The sequence below is a fragment of the Chryseobacterium luteum genome (assembly GCF_000737785.1).
In the GTDB taxonomy this organism is placed as follows: domain Bacteria; phylum Bacteroidota; class Bacteroidia; order Flavobacteriales; family Weeksellaceae; genus Chryseobacterium; species Chryseobacterium luteum.
The window spans coordinates 1-19979 of record NZ_JPRO01000022.1; the positions used below are offsets into that span (position 1 = coordinate 1).

General features: G+C 39.0%; 17 protein-coding genes and 1 tRNA gene. 9 read left to right on the forward strand and 9 right to left on the reverse strand.

The window, feature by feature from the left end; all coding sequences use genetic code 11:
* From IX38_RS18265 to IX38_RS18280, 4 genes are all read left to right on the forward strand, one after another.
* Positions 1-888: glycoside hydrolase family 3 C-terminal domain-containing protein (locus IX38_RS18265; RefSeq protein WP_034707358.1), on the forward strand; the 888-nt coding region annotated here is incomplete at its 5' end.
* A gap of 464 nt (positions 889-1352) precedes the next feature.
* Positions 1353-1664: an NIL domain-containing protein gene (locus IX38_RS18270; RefSeq protein WP_034707359.1), complete on the forward strand. Its 312-nt coding sequence runs from the start codon at positions 1353-1355 to the stop codon at positions 1662-1664.
* Positions 1665-1830: 166 nt separating this feature from the next.
* Complete coding sequence (locus IX38_RS18275) at positions 1831-2388, forward strand: LemA family protein (RefSeq protein WP_034707361.1); 558 nt, start codon at positions 1831-1833, stop codon at positions 2386-2388.
* A gap of 3 nt (positions 2389-2391) precedes the next feature.
* Complete coding sequence (locus IX38_RS18280) at positions 2392-4317, forward strand: DUF2207 domain-containing protein (protein WP_034707362.1); 1926 nt, start codon at positions 2392-2394, stop codon at positions 4315-4317.
* Positions 4318-4386: 69 nt separating this feature from the next.
* Here the strand turns inward: IX38_RS18280 and murA are convergent, their stop codons facing one another.
* Together murA and IX38_RS18290 are read right to left on the reverse strand one after the other, a co-directional pair.
* The gene (gene murA, locus IX38_RS18285) at positions 4387-5694 is read right to left on the reverse strand and encodes a UDP-N-acetylglucosamine 1-carboxyvinyltransferase (protein ID WP_034707364.1); all 1308 of its coding nucleotides are present in this window, start codon (positions 5692-5694) and stop codon (positions 4387-4389) included.
* Positions 5694-6383, reverse strand: coding sequence for a DUF4290 domain-containing protein (locus tag IX38_RS18290; protein ID WP_034707365.1), 690 nt, complete (start codon positions 6381-6383; stop codon positions 5694-5696). The genes murA and IX38_RS18290 overlap by 1 nt, the downstream gene beginning before the upstream one ends.
* A gap of 188 nt (positions 6384-6571) precedes the next feature.
* Here IX38_RS18290 and IX38_RS18295 point away from each other — a divergent pair, with 188 nt between their 5' ends.
* Positions 6572-8005: an alpha-amylase gene (locus tag IX38_RS18295; protein WP_034707367.1), complete on the forward strand. Its 1434-nt coding sequence runs from the start codon at positions 6572-6574 to the stop codon at positions 8003-8005.
* Between the two features lie 120 nt (positions 8006-8125).
* On the opposite strand, the gene IX38_RS18300 is transcribed toward IX38_RS18295, so the two are convergent.
* Both IX38_RS18300 and IX38_RS18305 read right to left on the reverse strand, forming a co-directional pair.
* Positions 8126-8539 (reverse strand): thiol-disulfide oxidoreductase DCC family protein, encoded by a 414-nt coding sequence (locus IX38_RS18300; RefSeq protein ID WP_034707368.1) that lies wholly within the window; start codon positions 8537-8539, stop codon positions 8126-8128.
* Between the two features lie 11 nt (positions 8540-8550).
* Complete coding sequence (locus tag IX38_RS18305; protein WP_034707369.1) at positions 8551-9012, reverse strand: heme-binding domain-containing protein; 462 nt, start codon at positions 9010-9012, stop codon at positions 8551-8553.
* 327 nt (positions 9013-9339) lie between these two features.
* Between IX38_RS18305 and katG the strand changes: the two genes are divergently transcribed.
* Positions 9340-11619 (forward strand): catalase/peroxidase HPI, encoded by a 2280-nt coding sequence (katG, locus tag IX38_RS18310; RefSeq protein ID WP_034707429.1) that lies wholly within the window; start codon positions 9340-9342, stop codon positions 11617-11619.
* A 130-nt stretch (positions 11620-11749) separates the two neighbouring features.
* Here katG and IX38_RS18315 read toward each other — a convergent pair whose 3' ends face one another.
* On the reverse strand, positions 11750-11947 hold the full coding sequence (locus tag IX38_RS18315) for a bacteriocin-like protein (protein WP_034707371.1): 198 nt from the start codon (positions 11945-11947) through the stop codon (positions 11750-11752).
* A 773-nt stretch (positions 11948-12720) separates the two neighbouring features.
* A tRNA-Gln gene (locus tag IX38_RS18320) sits at positions 12721-12791 on the reverse strand.
* 256 nt (positions 12792-13047) lie between these two features.
* Between IX38_RS18320 and der the strand changes: the two genes are divergently transcribed.
* Positions 13048-14358: a ribosome biogenesis GTPase Der gene (gene der, locus IX38_RS18330; protein ID WP_034707375.1), complete on the forward strand. Its 1311-nt coding sequence runs from the start codon at positions 13048-13050 to the stop codon at positions 14356-14358.
* Positions 14359-14440: 82 nt separating this feature from the next.
* Positions 14441-15094, forward strand: coding sequence for a uracil phosphoribosyltransferase (gene upp / locus IX38_RS18335; RefSeq protein ID WP_034707376.1), 654 nt, complete (start codon positions 14441-14443; stop codon positions 15092-15094).
* Positions 15095-15173: 79 nt separating this feature from the next.
* On the opposite strand, the gene IX38_RS18340 is transcribed toward upp, so the two are convergent.
* The 3 genes from IX38_RS18340 to IX38_RS18350 form a co-directional block, all read right to left on the reverse strand.
* Positions 15174-15863, reverse strand: coding sequence for an alpha/beta fold hydrolase (locus IX38_RS18340; protein WP_034707377.1), 690 nt, complete (start codon positions 15861-15863; stop codon positions 15174-15176).
* A 169-nt stretch (positions 15864-16032) separates the two neighbouring features.
* A complete protein-coding gene (locus IX38_RS18345; protein WP_034707378.1) occupies positions 16033-16686 on the reverse strand; it encodes a ComF family protein in 654 nt (217 codons plus the stop codon).
* A gap of 66 nt (positions 16687-16752) precedes the next feature.
* The gene (locus IX38_RS18350; RefSeq protein ID WP_084680326.1) at positions 16753-18237 is read right to left on the reverse strand and encodes a helix-turn-helix domain-containing protein; all 1485 of its coding nucleotides are present in this window, start codon (positions 18235-18237) and stop codon (positions 16753-16755) included.
* Between the two features lie 125 nt (positions 18238-18362).
* Between IX38_RS18350 and aceB the strand changes: the two genes are divergently transcribed.
* The gene (gene aceB, locus IX38_RS18355) at positions 18363-19940 is read left to right on the forward strand and encodes a malate synthase A (protein ID WP_034707381.1); all 1578 of its coding nucleotides are present in this window, start codon (positions 18363-18365) and stop codon (positions 19938-19940) included.
* Positions 19941-19979: the final 39 nt, after the last annotated feature.

Below are 19979 nucleotides of genomic sequence, written 5' to 3' on the forward strand. Positions count from 1 at the left end.
ATTGCTTTCGTAACGTTGGGAAGAAATTCCGGAGAAGGCGGCGACAGAGTAGTGGATAACGATTTTGATCTGGCAACAGAAGAGATCGAAATGCTGGATAAAATCTCCAAGGCATTCCACGCAAAAGGAAAAAAAGTAGTTGTGATTCTAAACATCGGTGGCGTTATCGAAACGGCTTCCTGGAAAGATAAAGCAGATGCCATCTTATTAGCCTGGCAACCTGGACAGGAAGGTGGACATTCTGTTGCTGACGTGGTTTCCGGTAAAATAAATCCTTCGGGAAAACTGACAATGACGTTCCCAGTAAAATATTCTGATACGCCATCCGCAAAGAATTTCCCTGGCGTTCCGGCAGACAATCCGAAAGATGTGACATATGAAGAAGGCGTTTATGTCGGTTATCGCTATTTCAATACATTCAATGTGAAACCGTCTTATGAATTTGGTTATGGTAAATCTTACACAGATTTCGATTATTCAAATATCAAAACAAGTTCTAAAACTTTTAATGACAAATTAGAAGTCAGTGTTGAGGTGAAAAATACCGGGAAAGTTTCAGGAAAAGAAGTGGTAGAATTGTACCTTTCGGCACCTGATAGATCCATTGACAAACCAAAGTCTGAGTTGAAAGCCTACGCTAAAACAAAAGACCTGAAGCCGGGAGAATCTCAAACCATTACTTTGACTTTATCTCCAAAAGATCTGGCATCATTCGTAACAGCAAAATCTGCCTGGATCGCTGAAGCCGGGAATTACAAAGTTTCTGTAGGTGCATCTTCTCTGGATATTAAGCAGACTGTAGATTTTTCTCTTCCGAAAGAACTGACTGTTGAAAAAGTACAGCACGTTTTCCCTGCTGATAAGAAATTTGAAGATTTGAAACCTTAATTGCTTAAATAACAACAGCTTTTAATTTAAAGTGAATATTCGTCACTTCAAGTAGATTTTTGGAAAAAATCGTATCGGGAAGTTTGTGATTCTCGAGGTGTCTGTAGTTCACGGGTTCTCGATACATTTTTCTCCGCTTTGCTGCGAAAAACACTCGAACTGACGGAGCTAATTTGATGTCGGGTGAACAAGGCGTCACTTCGAGTGATTTTTCCACATAGTGGAAAAATCGTATCGAGAATTTACTATATGGCTAAAGAGAGATACAAGCACAATGATTTAAAAAACAATCAGTTTTTCTATGACCGGATAATATTTTGAGCTTGAAAAAACTTTTATGTTAAAATTTAAAATTATTAGTCTACTTATTTTGTGGACTAATAATTTTTTATATTTTTGTCAAAGATTTAACGCAAGAAAGCAACCATGATCTAGAAAATGTTTAACCCAAAAATTGTTTAGTGATGATGACACCAAATCCTACGCTGCAGGTACTGTCTAATACAATCAGCCTGCCTAAAAAAGAGCTGATACTGGAAATAGAATTAAACGGCAAAATGAAATTTGAGCATTTAATGAATGCCATCTATAATCAGTTCGGGATCTGTCACAGGGTGTTATCTGCCAATGTGGAATATATTAACGGAAACAGTTTTGGTTCAGTACAGCTGTATATTAACGTAAGTACGGAAGATTACCAGCAGCTGGAGTTTTATCTCAATAAAAATAAACTCTTAAATACTATGGTGGAATACAACTGCCGTACGTATTTTTAGGGGAGCGTCATATAGTTTTAATTACAGAAAATATCCGGTTTTTATCGGGTATTTTTTTATTTCAGAATTGAAATATTAATTTTCCTCCATCAGTTTAATTCTATTGTATTCTTAAATTTCCATTTCTGATTCAAAAAAACAGTATTTTTAAAGCATATAAAAAAATATGAAAATTATAACCATAGTTATTATTGCTTTAATTGCAGTATTCCTTATTTATGCAGTATCTATCTACAACCGTCTGGTAAAATTGAAAAATCTGGTTCAGGAAGCTTGGAGCGGTATTGATGTCATGCTTAAAAAACGTCACGATCTTATTCCAAACCTTGTGGAAACAGTGAAAGGCTATGCCACGCATGAACGCGAAACTCTTGAAAGTGTTATAAGAGCAAGAACTCAGGCTGTAGGTGCAGATTCTGTTCAGGCCAAAGAAGCAGCAGAGAAAAACCTGAATCAAGCCATGATGAATCTGTTTGCCGTAGCAGAACAGTATCCTGATCTGAAAGCCAATACCAACTTTCAGCAGCTGCAGAGCGAGCTTACTTCTATAGAAAACGATGTTGAAAAATCCAGAAGATACTATAACGGAACTGTCCGTGAAAACAACACCTTAGTTGAGTCTTTTCCAAGTAATATAATCGCCAATATGTATAAGTTTGAGAAATCACCTTTCTTTGAGCTGGAAAATATTGCAGAAAGAGAAGTTCCAACCGTAAAATTCTAAGAAATGAAAAAGTTACTGCTTCTTTTCTTTTTTCAGTTTTTTTGCATAGCCTTTGCCCAGGATGAACTGGTAAGGACAGATCAGTTATCCGTTGCCGGACCGGAAAAAATCATTTCCTTCCACTCGGATATTGATGTAGATAAAAACTCAGGAATTACCGTTACCGAAAATATTAAAGTATACAGTCTCGGAAATAATATCAAAAGAGGCATTTTTCGGGCACTTCCTTTATCCAGAAATCTAAACAATAAAACCCAGAAAGTAAGGTATCATATCATCTCAGTGAAAAAAAACGGGGAAGAGGAAGATTATCATGAAGAGACGGGAGATGGCTATCTGAAAATATATGCCGGAAATAAAGACATAATCCTGGATCCCGGAACCTACGACTATGAAATAAAATATAAAACCGAGAACCAGATCGGTTTCTTTCCCAAATATGATGAGTTTTACTGGAATGTAAACGGGACCTATTGGGATTTTGATGTAGATACCATTTCTGCAAAAGTAAACCTTCCCGCCGGAGCCGGAATCATCCAGAACTCCTGCTATACCGGGGCTTATGGCAGCAACAGCCAGAACTGTATGGCCAGGGTATTGTCAGATCAGTCCATAGAATGGGGCGCTTCGGGACTTCGTGCCAATGAAGGCCTTACCATAGCGGTAGGTTTCAAAAAAGGAATTATGGTACCGCCCCCACCGCCAACTTTACTGGAAAAGTATGGGATTCTGATCGGCGGATGTATCGTGTTTTTAGCACTGATGCTGTATCTCTATTCAACGTGGATGAAATATGGAGTAGATCCTGAAACCCCGACTGTTTATCCACAATTCAATGTTCCGGAAAATCTTTCACCGGCTTCTCTGGGATATATCAATTCCGAAAGTTTTAAAAATAAATACCTCACAGCAGCTATTGTCAGCCTTGCTGTAAAAGGATATGTAAAGATTGTAGAAGGAGAAGATTCCGGCCTGTTGGGATTTTTCAATACCAAAACTTTTACGCTGGAAAAGCTGAAACCGGCAGATGAAACCCTTCCGAAAGAAGAAATCAATCTGATGAACAGTCTTTTTTCAGGAAATGGGAATTCCGTAAAATTCGATGGAAAATATAACTCGAAAATCGAAGGGGCTGTTCAGAATTTCAAAGGAACACTGAGTTTTCAGCATGATGATTTTTTAAATGAAGGAAATAATAAGAAGAAGCTGGTGCTTCCATGGCTTATCATTACCCTGGTGTATGGCCTCGGCTTATTTGTAAGTTATACTATATTGCCCGAGCCTGAAAGGGTATTTGCCGGGGTGCTTTTATATATCATTATTTCTATTGCATTTGTTTTAATCGCATTTTTAGTGAAGAAAATATCGTGGAAACTGTTGTTTCTTATTCCTATTCCCCTCAGTATTATTTTAGGAATAGGCGGGGTTATTTCTCAGGAAGGAACAGATGCCGGAAGTATTAATTTTAATGTCTGCTATATTTTTCTTGTTCTGGCATTTTCGGTAATGGTGCTTTATCAATATTTAATCAAACAGCCATCTAAAGAAAAGCTGAGGAAAAAATCCCTGATAGAAGGCTTCAAAATGTATATGGGAGCAGCAGAGAACGAACAGCTGAAGTTTCACAATCCTCCACAGATGACCCCGCAGGTTTTTGAAACCCTCCTTCCTTTTGCTATGGTAATGGGAGTGGACCAGATCTGGGGCCAGAAATTTGATGAATTGCTGAAAAGAACGGCAACAGAATATAATAATACCTGGTACTACGGTGGTGTAATGAATCATTATGCTTTCGCCAATACCCTGAACTCAAGTCTCACGCAGTCCATACAGTCTGCATCTACCAAACCGTCCAGCTCCAGCAGCGGTTCCGGTGGAGGTGGATTCTCCGGTGGAGGCGGCGGAGGTGGTGGCGGAGGCGGCTGGTAACCCAATCCGTAAAAAATAAAAGCGTTCAAAAATTAATTTGAACGCTTTTTTATTGTGATAGAATGTATTCTAAATTCTTTCAATGTCAGCACCAATGGCTTTCAGCCTTCCGTCAATATTTTCGTAACCTCTGTCGATTTGTTCGATATTGTGGATGATGGATTTTCCTTCTGCAGAAAGTGCTGCGATAAGAAGGGCATTCCCGGCTCTGATATCCGGGGAAACCATGGTTGTTCCTCTCAAAGGAGCTTCCTGGTTTAGTCCGATTACCGTAGCTCTGTGCGGATCACATAAAATGATCTGCGCTCCCATATCGATCAGTTTGTCCACAAAAAATAATCTGGATTCAAACATTTTCTGGTGAACCAGAAGACTTCCTTTGGCCTGAGTGGCTACTACTAAAATAATAGACAGCAGATCCGGTGTAAATCCAGGCCACGGGGCATCCGAAATAGTAAGGATAGATCCGTCGATGAACTTCTGGATCTTATAATTTTCCTGAGCAGGAATAAAAATATCATCATTGCTCTGTTCAAGCTCGATTCCTAATTTTCTGAATGTGTTGGGAATAACGCCAAGCTGGCTCCAGTTTACATTTTTAATGGTGATTTCAGATTTAGTCATGGCCGCAAGACCTATCCATGATCCGATCTCTACCATATCTGGAAGCATCGTGTGCTCCGTACCGCGAAGATTTTCCACCCCTTCAATCGTAAGAAGGTTGGAGCCGATCCCTGAAATGTTCGCCCCCATTCTGTTCAGCATTTTGCAGAGTTGCTGAAGATAAGGTTCGCAGGCGGCATTATAAATTCTTGTTTTTCCTTTGGCAAGCGCCGCAGCCATTACAATATTGGCAGTTCCGGTTACAGAAGCCTCTTCCAGAAGAATAAACTTTCCTCTGAGTTCTTTCGCTTTTAAAGAATAAAAATATTCATTCTCGTCATAATTAAATTCAGCACCAAGTTCTACAAGTCCCTGGAAATGGGTATCTAATCTTCTTCTTCCGATTTTGTCACCTCCCGGAGTCGGCATATATGCTTCACCGTAACGGGCAAGCATAGGACCCATTAGCATGATGGAACCTCTCAGTTTGGCGCCGTCTTTTTTAAATTCGTCAGACTTGATATAATCAAAATTAACCCTGTCTGCTTTAAATGTGAAATCACCCTGGCCGTTCTTGGTTACTTTTACCCCGAAATCACCCAGAATTTCAATCAGTCTGTTTACATCGTGGATGTCCGGAATATTTTTAATTCTTATTTCCTCATCTGTTAACAGCACAGCACATAAGATTTGTAAAGCTTCATTTTTTGCCCCTTGTGGAGTGATTTCACCATGCAGTCTTTTCCCTCCTCTTATCTGAAATGTTCCACTCATTACTTTCTGTTTTTATGGTTGTTGTTATGTCTTCTCTTATTGGTCTGGTCTTTATTGTTGTTAGTATTGCTGTTGCTTCTTCCGTTGTTGCTGTTATTTCGCCCGTTGTTGCTGTTGTTTCGGCTATTGCTGTTGCTGGTATAGTAGATTTTGCTCTTCTCAAGAGATTCTATTCCCGTAAGATCCAGCCGGTTTTCAGAAAGCTCCTTCAGGTGGCGGAAAATAACGTCATCCGTTACATGTTCCTTATTATATACATTGTAAGATTTCTTCATATTGTTCGCAATCACCTCGATCAGGGCTTCCTTTTCGTCGCCCGGTTCCAGTTCGATAGCTTTTTCAATCAGCTGAAGAATGCTTTTTCCGTAAAATTTAAAATCTCCCTGGAGTTTAGGGTATCCCATTCTTTTAGGCTTTTCGGCAAGCTGTTCTCTGGTTGGGAAAGGATATGGGGAGTCTACATCAAGATCATATTCCGCTAAAATGAAAAGATGATCCCAAAGTTTATGTTTATAATTGTCTTCGTCACGGAGCTGAGGGTTTCTCTGACCCATAAAATCGATAATGGCCATAGCCATTTCACTCCTTTCCTCTTTGGTAGGGAGCTCTTTGCAGCGTTCAACCAGCTGCTGTATGATTCTGCCGTATTCCGGCATATGAAGCTGAGTTCTTTGGGTGTTGTATTCCATAATATGCAAATATATGGATTAAAAGAAAAATTGTTTTGAATTTATTAAAAGTTTATGATTTTTTAATGAAAATTTTATATGAGTATTGATAGTGATTTTTCAGTAAAAATGAAAATACCACATATTTTATAGACTTTATATCAATAAAATTGTAATTTAGTTAATAGATTAATAATTAAAATACAAGTATGAAAAAAACACATTTCTTAGTTTCGATGCTGGCTTTAGCATTTTTCAGTTCCTGTCAGAACGGTGATGAAAACGATAATGAAAACCTCCGGAAGGAGGAAGTTCATGCCAAAACCGTAAATGTGACGAATCATGACGGGCGGCCCTTCAGTACCGGAAGCGGATCTGCGGCCGGAAAATTTGTCTCCGGTCCCGGAGGCGGAGTCCTGATGCAGGGGTTTTATTGGGATGTTCCCGAAGGTGGAAATTGGTGGAACACCGTAAAAGATAAGCTTACAGCCTGGTCAGACTCCGGAATTGGTGCAGTATGGCTTCCGCCTGCATCAAAGGCTCAGAACGGAGCTTACTCTATGGGATATGATCCTACGGATTACTATGACTTTGGAAATTTTAACCAGAACGGAAGCGTAGAAACCCGTTTCGGATCCCGGACTGAGCTGGAAGCATTGATTACAAAAGCCCACGCTGAAAACATGCAGGTCTACGCAGATATTGTCATCAATCATAACAGTGGCGGCCAGTCTCAGGCCAATCCTTTTACCGGAACAAACACCTGGACAGATTTTTCAGGAGTCGCTTCCGGAAAATTTCAGCGAAGTTATAATGACTTTTACAAAAACTCTTACGGAAATAATGATGAGGGTGCCTTCGGGGGATTTCCGGATCTGTGCCATGCCAATCCTTATGTACAGGACTGGCTGTGGGGAAGAGATGATTCTGTCGGGAAATATTATAAAAATGTCATGAAATTTGACGGTTGGAGATTTGATTATGTCAAAGGTTTCGGACCCTGGGTGGTCAATAACTGGAATTCCAACGTAGGTGGATTTTCTGTTGGCGAACTGTGGGATTCCAATGTAAACACTTTAGAATGGTGGGCCAATAATGCGAACAGCTCCGTTTTCGATTTTGCGGCTTATTATAAAATGGATGAAGCTTTTGATAACGGTAATTTAAATGTACTGAATGACGATATGATGTGGAAAAGAAATCCGTATAAAGCGGTAACTTTCGTAGCCAATCATGATACCGATGTCATTAACAACAAAATGCCGGCCTACGCTTATATCCTTACCCATGAAGGTTATCCAACCATTTTTTACAGAGATTATGAAGAATGGTTAAACAAAGAAAGGCTGAATAATCTGATCTGGATCCACAACAATAAAGCTACGGGAACCACTTCCATACTGTACACGGATACTGATGAATATATTGCAAGACGTAATGGCTACAACGGAAATCCGGGACTGGTTGTTTATATCAATAATTCATCGAGCTGGCAGGAAAGATGGGTGGAAACCAACTGGAGCAGCCAGCAGATAAAAGATTTCACGGGTAACTCCGGCTGGTATCCGACCACGCAGGGAGATAAATGGGTAAAGGTTCAGGCTCCGCCAAACAGCTACTCAATATGGTCATTGAACCAATAAAAATTAAACAATAAAAAGAAAGCAGGGATCATTTATCCTTGCTTTTTTAATGATTTAGTATCCCGGAAAAATCCATCAGTATAAATCGTAATTATCTGTAAAACCGTTGATTGACAAAAATTATACTTCAATAAATTTTTTCTTTTGTTCCCGATCCGGAAGGAAGCATTTCTGGTTTGCCAGTTTCATTCTGTTTCTTGAGATAACATCATATATTTTGTCACTTAAAAATGCAGGGATTATTTTTCCGGCAGTTGACAGTTTATATACTCCGCCCAATATATCGGCAATCTGAAGCACAGCACGTGATTTGGTGAAATAATATTGTCCAGGTTTCCAAAGGTATAGCGTATTGAGCACTTTGGTTTCCAGGCCTCTTTCAGATAAAAATCTCTGTCCGAAATCAGACTGAAGAGATGCAAACATAAATCTGTCATTCTTATCCCTTTCGAGAATCCATTGCACCCAAAAATTACAGACGCCGCATTCACCGTCAAAAAATACAATATGTTTATCTTCCCAGATCTCCTTCATGATATAGATGTTTAAAATACCATTTTCCTTTCGGTATCCTCTTTTACTTTTTTGAAATATTTTACCAGTTCCTTACGCTGTTCCGCAGTCAGCTTTGCATCCTGATGCCCTACATAATAAGATTCCAGAGGCATTTCCTCTTTTTCTGTCATTTCTATGCATTCTTCCAGCTTATGAGCCTGCTGCTTCGGTTCATACACTGCAAAAGTAGAGAAATTAAGATGCTTTCTGCCTTCGTTTATATTATTTTTCACAAACCATGAAGCCGGAGAAATGCTGGCATACCAGGGATATTGAGTCTCATTGGAATGACAGTCGTAGCAGGAAGTGCTGATGATCTTCGCAATAGGTTCCGGTGTGTTTTTAATTTTCAGAAAATCCATTCCCGGAGTGGGAGGAGGATTGGTTTTGTCGATCGGAAAAAACTGTATAATGATAAATGCAACGAGCAGAACAACCAGAATTTTTTTCATATCAATTTTATCTTAAATATAAAAATAATCAAATTTTATTAAATCGAATGAACTGATTATCAAATTGTAGAATATTCATTTGAATCATTCCAAATAGGGTGGCTTAGTCTTGCTTTTTATACATCCATTCCCGAATTTTTATTAACTTAATTGCATTATTATATCTTTTGTTGCCATGCTTTCAAACGATTGGTAAATTTCAATATATTATAGTTTTTAACTATAATTTAAATAAATATTAATAGATTGTATTTATAACTAAGGCTTTGTAAGTTTGTCATGTCTTAAAAGGAAATTGTATTCATCAACATAAAAAATTAAATGACAATGGAAAATGATTTAAATGACATCAGTAAATGTCCGTTCCATAACGGAACAATGAAAAAAGAAGCTGTAGCCGGCGGAGGGACCAAAAATCTGGATTGGTGGCCTGAACAGCTGAGAGTAGATATTCTGCGTCAGCATTCATCACTTTCAGATCCTATGGATAAAGATTTTGATTATGCTGAAGCATTTAAAAGCCTCGATCTTGAAGCTGTAAAAAGAGACCTCCATGCATTAATGACAGATTCCCAGGACTGGTGGCCGGCCGATTTTGGTCATTACGGACCTCTGTTTATCCGTATGGCATGGCACAGTGCGGGTACTTACCGTGTTGGTGACGGAAGAGGAGGCGCAGGTGCAGGACAGCAGCGTTTTGCCCCTCTGAACAGCTGGCCGGATAATGTGAGCCTGGATAAAGCCAGAAGATTATTGTGGCCCATCAAGCAGAAATACGGAAATAAAATCTCATGGGCAGACCTATTGATCCTTACCGGAAATGTTGCTTTGGAATCTATGGGCTTTAAAACATTCGGGTTTTCGGGAGGACGTGAAGACGTTTGGGAACCAGATATGGATATCTACTGGGGTTCGGAAAAAACATGGCTCGGAGGTGATTTACGTTATGCCCACGGCTCAGAAGGCGTAACCGAAAACCATGGAGTACTTCCGACTGACGATAATGCAGACGGTGATATTCATTCCAGAAATCTTGAAAAGCCTCTTGCTGCTGTACAGATGGGACTTATTTATGTAAATCCCGAAGGTCCGGACGGAAATCCTGATCCTATTGCCGCTGCTAGAGATATCCGGGATACTTTCGGACGAATGGCCATGAATGATGAAGAAACGGTGGCGTTAATTGCCGGCGGACATACCTTCGGGAAAACACATGGTGCAGGCCCTGCCGACAATGTGGGAAAAGAGCCGGAAGCTGCGGGAATTGAACTTCAGGGATTGGGATGGAGCAGTACTTACCAATCAGGAAAGGGGACAGATGCTATTTCCAGTGGCCTGGAGGTAACCTGGACCGAAACCCCAACCGAATGGAGCAATTATTTCCTTAAGAATTTATTTGAAAATGAATGGGAATTGACGAAAAGCCCGGCCGGAGCTCATCAATGGGTGGCTAAAAACGGAGCGGAGATCATTCCGGATGCCTTTGATCCTGAGAAAAAACACAGATCTACGATGCTTACAACGGACCTTTCCTTAAGACTGGATCCTGTATACGAAAAAATATCAAGACATTTCTACGAAAACCCGGATGTATTTGCAGATGCTTTTTCCAGGGCGTGGTTTAAACTTACCCACAGAGATATGGGACCTAAAGCAAGATATTTGGGACCGGATGTACCCCAGGAAGAGCTGATCTGGCAGGATCCTATTCCTCAGGTTGATCACGAACTCGTAAACGACACAGATGTTGAGACCTTAAAAGAGAAAATATTCAATTCAGGATTAAGCGTTTCGGAACTTGTATCTACGGCATGGGCTTCTGCTTCTACATTCAGAGGAAGTGATAAACGCGGTGGGGCCAACGGTGCAAGAATCAGGCTGGCTCCTCAAAAGGATTGGGCAGTAAATAATCCTGTCCAGCTTCAGAAAGTTTTGGGAATTTTAGAAAATATTCAAAAGGAATTCAACGAAGTTCAGACTGGCGGTAAAAAAGTATCATTAGCGGATTTAATTGTTCTTGCAGGAAGTGCAGGCGTTGAAAAAGCGGCAAAAGATGCAGGACACGATATTAAAGTTCCGTTTGCACCCGGAAGAATGGATGCTTCTCAGCAACAGACCGATGTAGAATCGATGGGCTATCTGGAGCCTGCAGCAGACGGATTCCGCAATTACCTGAAAAAGAAGTTCAGTGTATCTACAGAATCTTTATTGATTGACAGGGCGCAGCTTTTAACCCTTACAGCTCCGGAACTTACAGTGCTGATAGGTGGAATGCGTGCACTGGATACTAATTTTGACGGATCAAAACACGGGATATTCACCAACCGTCCGGGAGTACTTACCAATGACTTCTTTGTGAATCTTCTGGATATGGGAACGCAATGGAAATCGATTTCTGAAGATAATGAAATGTATATGGGTACAGACCGGTCGACAGGTCAGCCAAAATGGACGGCAACCCGTGCAGATCTTGTATTCGGATCCAATTCTGAGCTGAGAGCTGTTGCAGAAGTATATGCAAGCTCTGATGCTCATGGGAAATTTGTAAATGATTTTGTTTCTGCCTGGGTAAAAGTGATGAATTCTGACAGATTTGATTTAAAATAAGCATCAGCTTAATATAATATTGTGAAGGCAGCTGTAAAGGCTGTCTTTTTTGTTGATGGCAGGTGTGTAAATTCAATGAAAAATGACTGTTTTACTGGAAAACAGCCATTTTGATTTATTTCTTTAAAATTTAAAAACCATACCAACGCCCACATTCATTATGGCAGGAATGAATCTCGTCCGGATTATCTACTGAAACTGCTTGAAGACAAGCTGCCTCAGTTTTGTAGTATGGCTGACCTGAATTCCACCAGCTTGCACATTCTTGTGTAATTCCTCCTTTAACAGATTTTAAATTCTCTCTTGAAAGTTTTTTTAGATTTTTCATGATAATTTTTGATTAATTTTTTTCTTACTTTATCCTGTTTTAGGATATTTTTTTTCGTTGAACTAATATAAAGAAAATATATATTAATACAAATATAAAAATATACCTGAATTATTTTTTTTGAGACAGAGTTTGTATTACTCTTTTACGCTACATTTTTTAGAGTGATTAAACATTAATTTCTGATATTCTTTTATGGTTAAATTTCCCTTGTCATAATATATATTGGCAGTTTTTTGGGTAAAACTTTTTAAACAAAAATGGCTGTCATTCTTTTAACTAAAATTTCATATGTTTTCCAACTTTTATGAAAATAATTGCATCTATAGTTTAACACGACAAGTTCTGTCGCTATGCAGCAGTAGATTTGTTTCATCAAAGGTAGAGTATGGTAAGAAAACAAGAATAATTGATAAGATTCACATTAAATCTCATTAACGGGACTTGAAAGACGTTAAAAAATGTTAAATTTGCCGGAAAATTATAAATAAAACTAATATTAAATACACAAACAGATGAATAAACTTTACTCCGGTGCATGTATTCTATGCACTGTTCTCGGATTGTCTGCCCAGGAAGTGGTTTGGCAGAAAGATATTAAATCTTCTACCCAGGATTTTTTAAGCTAGGTTAACACAACGATCGATCATGAATATAGCTGTAACTAATCACGAAGATAATAATTTTTTCGATTGCTCCTATTAAATTAGAAACATATTGTTTGATGAAATAAAAAAAACCACCTGATCATCAAGTGGTTAATAAATAAAATGTAGACCCACAGGGATTCGAACCCCGACTGACGGTACCAAAAACCGGAGTGCTACCGTTACACTATAGGTCTGCTTTATTTTGGTGGCGCGAAATTATAAAAAATTATTTAATTGAAAAAATATTTTTTCCCAGAGAATGATAAAAAATGGAGTGTTTATCTATAATTGCGTGATTTTTAAAAGGATAGGAAGTTGCAAATTTGGATAAGCAAGATTCAATAAATAGTACTTTTTCGGCAGCTAAATAATAAAATCTTATCTTTGCAAAAAAATTGGGCTCCAAAAGTTGGAGATACCCATTAATAATTTCATTTATTAAACATTTTTATGTCAAATATTGTCGCAATCGTTGGGCGCCCCAACGTAGGAAAATCCACACTTTTTAACCGTTTACTGGAAAGAAGAGAAGCCATCGTAGATTCTACGGCTGGTGTTACCAGAGACCGTCATTACGGGAAATCCGACTGGAACGGTGTAGATTTTACAGTTATAGATACCGGCGGATATGATGTAGGAACGGATGATATTTTTGAAGAAGAGATCCGTAAGCAGGTTCAGCTGGCAATAGACGAAGCTACATCCATCATCTTTATGATGAATGTGGAAGAAGGCCTTACCGATACCGATTACGAAATTCATGAACTTCTCAGAAGAGCAAACAAACCCGTTTATATCGTTATCAATAAAGTAGATTCTTCCAAAGAGGAAATAAACGCTACCGAATTCTATCAGTTAGGAATTGAGAAATATTATACTTTATCTTCAGCTACAGGTTCCGGAACAGGAGAAGTTTTGGATGATATTGTTAAAGATTTCCCTACAACAGATTATAAAGATCCTTTCGAGGGATTGCCGAAAATTACCATCGCAGGTCGTCCCAATGTTGGTAAATCTACCTTAACAAATGCTTTGCTTGATGTAGAACGAAACATCGTAACTGATGTTGCAGGGACTACAAGAGACAGTATTCAGACCCTTTATAATAAATTCGGGTACGAATTTGTTTTAGTGGATACTGCCGGAATGAGAAGGAAATCTAAAGTAAACGAAGATTTGGAATTCTATTCCGTAATGAGATCTATCCGTTCTATTGAATTTTCAGATGTTGTCATCATTATGGTGGATGCAACCCTTGGCTGGGAATCTCAGGATATGAATATTTTCGGTTTGGCACAAAAGAACAGGAAAGGAATTGTCATCGTTGTGAATAAGTGGGATCTTATTGAAGATAAGAAAACCAACACGGTGAGAGATTTTGAAAACTCAATTAAAGAGAAGATCGGTCAGTTCAGCGATATTCCGATTCTTTTTGTTTCAGCATTAACGAAGCAGAGAATTTTGAAAGCTGTGGAAATGGCAATGGTTGTATACGAAGACCGTAAGAAAAAGATCAAAACTTCAAAATTAAATGAAGTGATGCTTCCGATTTTTGAGCAGACTCCGCCGCCGGCCAACAAAGGAAAGTATATTAAGATTAAATACTGTGTGCAGCTTCCTACGCCGTCACCGCAGTTCGTATTTTTCTGCAACCTGCCTCAGTATGTAAAAGAACCTTACAAAAGATTTACTGAAAACCAATTGAGAAAGCAGTTCGGGTTTACCGGAGTTCCTATTGAAGTATATTTCAGACAGAAATAAAAAATGATCCCTTTTAGATTTTTCTAAAAGGGATTTTATTCATATAAAATTTAATATTTTTAATAAAAGTTTTTTCAGAATAATGAATACAATTGTATTGTCAAAACAATTTTCTTTAGTAAACTCCTGGATCAATGAGCTTAGGAATATAGACATCCAGCATGACAGAATGAGATTCCGTAGAAATATGGAAAGAATCGGTGAAATTGCAGCTTTTGAGATCAGCAAACAGCTGGAATATAAAGAAGTAGAGATTCAAACCCCTTTAGATAAAATTAAAGTTCAGGAAATAGCAGTTCAACCGGTAATCACCACGATTTTGAGAGCAGGCGTTCCTTTGTTTGAAGGAATCCTTAGCTATCTGGACAGGGCAGACTGCGGTTTCGTTGCAGCTTACAGAAAGCACGATGCCAACGATTACTTCTCCATCAAACAGGACTATCTTACCTGCCCGAATATTGAAGGAAGACCGCTGATCGTAGCTGATCCGATGCTGGCAACAGGAGCTTCGTTAATTGAAGCTATCAAAGACCTTCTGACCAACGGAATTCCGACCCAGCTGCACATTGTGGCAGCCATTGCTTCCAGGCAGGGAGTGGAAACCATCGAAAAAGCTTACCCTGATGCAAAAATATGGGTAGGAGCCATCGACGAAGGATTGACCTCAAAAGGGTATATCACACCTGGACTTGGCGATGCCGGAGATTTAAGCTACGGCGAAAAACTTCAACGGTAAATACTAAGAGCCCATTTAAATTTTATAAAAATCTGCGTAATCTGCCAAATCAGCGAGGTTTTAAAAATTTAAACAGCCTCTAAGAAAGTTTCCAGAAATCTTTCATCAGATCAAATAATAAATTAGGCCGTACTTTTTCCATGGGATGCTTAGTGTCCGGAAGTATGGCCAATTTTGCATTCGGAATGCTCCGGTAGGCACCTAGACTTTCTTCTATACTCACCATATTATCCTTGTCCCCGGTCATGATCTGTACGGGAATATTAACAGCCCAGAGACTATTTTCATTAAGGGGCGGATTTTTGCCGAGCGAAACCATCATCTCTGCAATAGCGGGCAGCAGCTGTTTCCATTGTGCACCGTGTTGATTTTCCAGCTGTTCAGCGTACTTGGGAACTTTCAAAAGAATAGCTTCGGGATCAAGCATTTTACCCTCCTTTAAGGCCTGTTCCTCGGTCCAGTCGAATTTGGTGCCCAGCGTCATGATGGAATTGATTCTTTCAGGATACCTCAGTGCACAGCAAAGCGCGGCATAACCTCCCATACTGTGTCCAAAAATGCAAACGTCCTTTACATCTTCTGTTTCTAAATAATCTTTGATTTCCTCGGTGTATTTCTCAATACTGATCCCTTTTTCAGGGAGTTCCGTATTTCCGTGCCCGGAAAATAAAAGCGTATGAATATTGAAATATTTTGACAGTTCCTGTTCATAAGGCTTGAAAATAGTGCTGTGTCCCAGTGCTCCATGCAGTAAAAGCAGGTTTTTCATAATCAATAGTTTACCGGAAAATTAAGAAAAAGAATTGAGTCTGAAAATATGAATATTTAAGCATTTAATATTCAAAATCATAACCTACATCCTGAAACACTAAAACCCTCAAACCCTAATACTCTCAAACTCTAATACCCTCAAACCCTAGAACCCTCATACTCACACACTAAGCATCGACCGCCATCACCAAAACGCTCACCTTATTGTCTCCCGCATTTAAAATTTCCCAGGCAACGGATGATACCGTATTTCCTGTCGTAAAAACATCATCTATTAAAAGAATATGCTTTCCGGAAATAGGTTTTGAAAGAGAAAAAGGATTTGCGGCTTCCAGGCGGTGCTTCTTATCTTTTAATGCCTGTGCTTTTGAGTAATGATTTCTTTGAATCAGTTCATGGTCGAATGGAATACTGTAAAATTTTGATAAAGTTTCCGTAAACTGATGCAGTTGGTTGTAACCCCTTTCCCTTAGCTTTTTGGGATGAAGCGGGACAGATATCAGAATATCAGGCTTTTTGTTTTTGAAATCCAGGCGTTCTGTAGTCCATTCAGCCAGGATTTTACCGGCATTTTCCCTGCTTTTGTATTTCAGTTCATGGATAAGTTTACGGCTCAGTCCATTTTCTTCAAATTTCATTAATCCATAAGTGTTTTCAACCGGAAACAGAAGCCTGCATTTTTCTTTGATGATATTTTCACTGAAATAATCGAAGTGGGTAAAATGAATTTGCTCAAAACATAAGCTGCAGACCAAAAGATCTGCGTCTATGATCCGGCTGCATTCAATACAGCGATTAGGGAAAAATAAATCTAATATCATTGTGTGTTTTTTTAAATAAGAAGTTAGTGTGGGAACTTTAATTTTACAACTATCAACTATCAACTATCAACTATCAACTATCAACTGCTTCCTGATCTTCTCAATCGCATTCTTCATCCCCAGGTTAAAATGTTCCTTTTCCAGTCGGACCGGTGGTGCCTGCCTTACTTCACAGTCCGGAATACTGCATGATTCGCAGGTCACTCCTACATTGATCGTTTTTAGAGTTGGGGATTTTACAAAACCGATCTTTTTAATGGTTGATGTATTTAATAAAATGCCCAGGCAGTAGCTTCTGTTGCTCCCGTCAGAAAATGGATTTTTCTGTGATGTTGAAATAACAAGATAGCTTACTCCCTGATCCTTATAATGGGAGATCTGAGCATCCGTAAGAGTTTCATTTTCCTTTAAATGATGCAGGTTCTTTACCGCGATCCATCTCCGGCAGTAATGTTCGTTCATAGCATTTGCATGAGGTGCCTGCTGATGGTTCAGGTGAAGCTCCTTTAAAATCTGGATCTTATCCGAATTCTTTTTCTTCACTAAACACAGGTAAAACAGGTCTTTAATACCCAATTCCGAGGAAAGTAAATTCGTAAGCCTGTAATAAAAAGTTTCAGGAGAGTCAGTAAAACTTTCGATCAGTTCCTCAAAGCTTTTCGGTTCCCAGGTATGCTGAAGGAGAAATTCCGTGGTTTTTTCAAGAGTCTGCTCTTTAGAGATCAGTAAAGCTCCGGCAAAATAGGACGCATAAAAGTTGTTCAGGATCTCTTCAAAACTACCGAAATCCAGCCAGGAATAAGTGTTTGGGCGGATTTTCAGTTCCAGAACATTGAATCCTATTTCCTTGGCCAGAATAAAGGTTCTTTGATCTTTTTCAAGTTTCCGGTTCAAAAGCAGAAGCTTCTGTTCAGGAATAAAAAGAGAACGCAGATTATCCAGCGTGCCGAACTGTTCAAAATCTTCAGATCTTATGCTGTATTTGAATTTTTCAGTAAGAATACTTTCCAAAACAGAAGCTCTCAGGTCTTTGCTGATATTCAATCCGTTTTCCTTAATGAATTTTGCTGTTTTATCCTCTATTTCAGGAAAATAATTGTCATAAAGCTCCTGGAAAGACCTGAGGACGGCAAAATAAAAACGTTCCTTTCCCAAATTATAATTCTGCGAAATCTCAATCAGGGCATTGATGAAAGCGGTTACCTTTTTTGGGGCATCACTGATGATGCTGATAAGATTGTTTTTGCTGATGCCGAAAAGATCCAGAGGCACTTCTTTGAAAAAATCCGATTGCAGGATCTCGTTGAAAGGAGCCAGGCTTTTATCAAGTTTAGTGGAGACCAGTTCATCAAAAGTGCAGCTCAATGATTCCGAAAGCTGGATGATTTTATCATGCTTCGGATATTTCTTTCCGTTTTCAATTTCATTTAAATAAGATTTAGACAGTCCCGTTTTTACAGCAAGATCCTGCAGAGACCAGTTTTTCTTTTGTCTCTGCTGTTTCAGCTTTAATCCGAAGACCGTTTTGATAAAATCACTTTCTGAATTCATAATCAAATATAGAAAAAGGAATGCGATTATCCGCATAATAAATTTTAAAAATAATTAGCGAACGTTCGCTAATTGTGAATATTTTTATTTATGTTTGTAATGTCAAATCACAAAATCAACAGGTTATGGAAACCAGTATTCAATTGAAAATAAAAGCTCACAAGCAGTTTGGAGAGGTTTTTACTCCGGAGCTAACCGATTTTTTAGTTGCACTTCATCAGAATTTCAACCAAAAAAGACGGTCGCTTTTAGAAGAAAGAAAAAAAACACAGCAACTTTTTGATTTAGGAAATCTTCCCGGATTTTTACCCGAAACCGAAGAAATCAGAAATGGAAACTGGACCTGTTCACCACTTCCTCCAGATCTTTTAGACAGAAGAGTAGAAATTACAGGACCGGTAGACCGGAAAATGATCATCAATGCATTGAATTCCGTAGCTTCTGCTTTTATGGCTGATTTTGAAGACAGCAGTTCGCCAACCTGGGAAAACTGTATTCAGGGACAGATTAATCTTGCGGATGCCGTACGTCGTACTATAGATTTTACTGCTGAAAATGGAAAATCCTATCAGCTTCATGAAAAAACGGCCGTTCTTCAGGTGCGTCCGAGAGGGCTGCATTTGCCGGAAAAACATATCGAGATTAATGGTGAGGAAGCATCAGGTTCACTAACCGATTTTGGAATTTACTTTTTTTCTAACGCTGAACAACTGTTGAAAAACGGAAGCGGCCCTTATTTTTACCTGCCAAAATTAGAACATTATAAAGAAGCCCGCTGGTGGAATGATGTTTTCATTTTTGCCCAGAATTATCTGGGGATTCCTGAAGGGACAGTCAAAGCAACTGTTTTAATTGAAACGATTACAGCTTCATTTCAGATCGATGAAATTTTATTTGAATTAAAACACCACAGTGCCGGACTGAATTGCGGAAGATGGGATTATATTTTTTCATTCATCAAAAAATTCAGAAACCTTCCCGGATTTATGGTTCCGGACAGAGATCAGGTAACAATGACTTCGCCTTTTATGAGCGCTTATTCAAAAAGAGTGATTGAGATCTGTCATAAAAGAAACGTTCATGCTATAGGAGGAATGGCCGCACAGATCCCTGTAAAAAATGATGATAAAGCCAACGAAGCCGCTTTTGAAAAAGTAAGAAAAGATAAAGAACGTGAAGCGAAAAACGGTCACGACGGAACCTGGGTGGCGCACCCGGCTTTAGTCTCCATCGCAAAAGAGATTTTCGACCGGTATATGCCTTCACAGAACCAGATCGGTAAAAAATTGGAATACCATATCAAAGAAGCAGATCTGCTGGAAGTTCCACAAGGCCAGATCACCGAAAAAGGAGTCAGAAAAAATATCAATGTAGGTATTCTCTATCTGGAAAGCTGGTTGATGGGAGTTGGGGCAGCAGCTATTTACAATCTTATGGAAGATGCCGCCACAGCTGAAATTTCCAGAACACAGCTATGGCAATGGCTGAAAAACGATGCTAAACTGGACAGCGGTCTTACATTAACCCGTGAAATAATCCTTCAGTGGGAAGCTGAAGAAATAGAAAATATTAAAAAATATGTAGGTGAACAACGCTTTAAAAACGGAAAGTTTAATCTTGCGAAAGAGCTTTTCAATGAACTGGTATTCTCAGAAAAATTTGAAGAATTCCTGACCTTGAAAGCATATCCGTTTATTGAGTGAGAGTGTTCTAGAGTGGGAGAGTTTTAGAGTGGGAGGGTT

Coding starts and splice junctions, on each gene's coding strand:
- katG (WP_034707429.1), top strand. CDS start 9,340: ATGGAAAATGATTTAAATGACATCAGTAAATGTCCGTTCCATAACGGA.
- IX38_RS18300 (WP_034707368.1), bottom strand. CDS start 8,539: ATGAAGGAGATCTGGGAAGATAAACATATTGTATTTTTTGACGGTGAA.
- aceB (WP_034707381.1), top strand. CDS start 18,363: ATGGAAACCAGTATTCAATTGAAAATAAAAGCTCACAAGCAGTTTGGA.
- upp (WP_034707376.1), top strand. CDS start 14,441: ATGAATACAATTGTATTGTCAAAACAATTTTCTTTAGTAAACTCCTGG.
- IX38_RS18290 (WP_034707365.1), bottom strand. CDS start 6,383: ATGGAATACAACACCCAAAGAACTCAGCTTCATATGCCGGAATACGGC.
- IX38_RS18275 (WP_034707361.1), top strand. CDS start 1,831: ATGAAAATTATAACCATAGTTATTATTGCTTTAATTGCAGTATTCCTT.
- IX38_RS18280 (WP_034707362.1), top strand. CDS start 2,392: ATGAAAAAGTTACTGCTTCTTTTCTTTTTTCAGTTTTTTTGCATAGCC.
- IX38_RS18305 (WP_034707369.1), bottom strand. CDS start 9,012: ATGAAAAAAATTCTGGTTGTTCTGCTCGTTGCATTTATCATTATACAG.
- IX38_RS18340 (WP_034707377.1), bottom strand. CDS start 15,863: ATGAAAAACCTGCTTTTACTGCATGGAGCACTGGGACACAGCACTATT.
- IX38_RS18350 (WP_084680326.1), bottom strand. CDS start 18,237: ATGAATTCAGAAAGTGATTTTATCAAAACGGTCTTCGGATTAAAGCTG.
- murA (WP_034707364.1), bottom strand. CDS start 5,694: ATGAGTGGAACATTTCAGATAAGAGGAGGGAAAAGACTGCATGGTGAA.
- IX38_RS18270 (WP_034707359.1), top strand. CDS start 1,353: ATGATGACACCAAATCCTACGCTGCAGGTACTGTCTAATACAATCAGC.
- IX38_RS18345 (WP_034707378.1), bottom strand. CDS start 16,686: ATGATATTAGATTTATTTTTCCCTAATCGCTGTATTGAATGCAGCCGG.
- IX38_RS18295 (WP_034707367.1), top strand. CDS start 6,572: ATGAAAAAAACACATTTCTTAGTTTCGATGCTGGCTTTAGCATTTTTC.
- der (WP_034707375.1), top strand. CDS start 13,048: ATGTCAAATATTGTCGCAATCGTTGGGCGCCCCAACGTAGGAAAATCC.
- IX38_RS18315 (WP_034707371.1), bottom strand. CDS start 11,947: ATGAAAAATCTAAAAAAACTTTCAAGAGAGAATTTAAAATCTGTTAAA.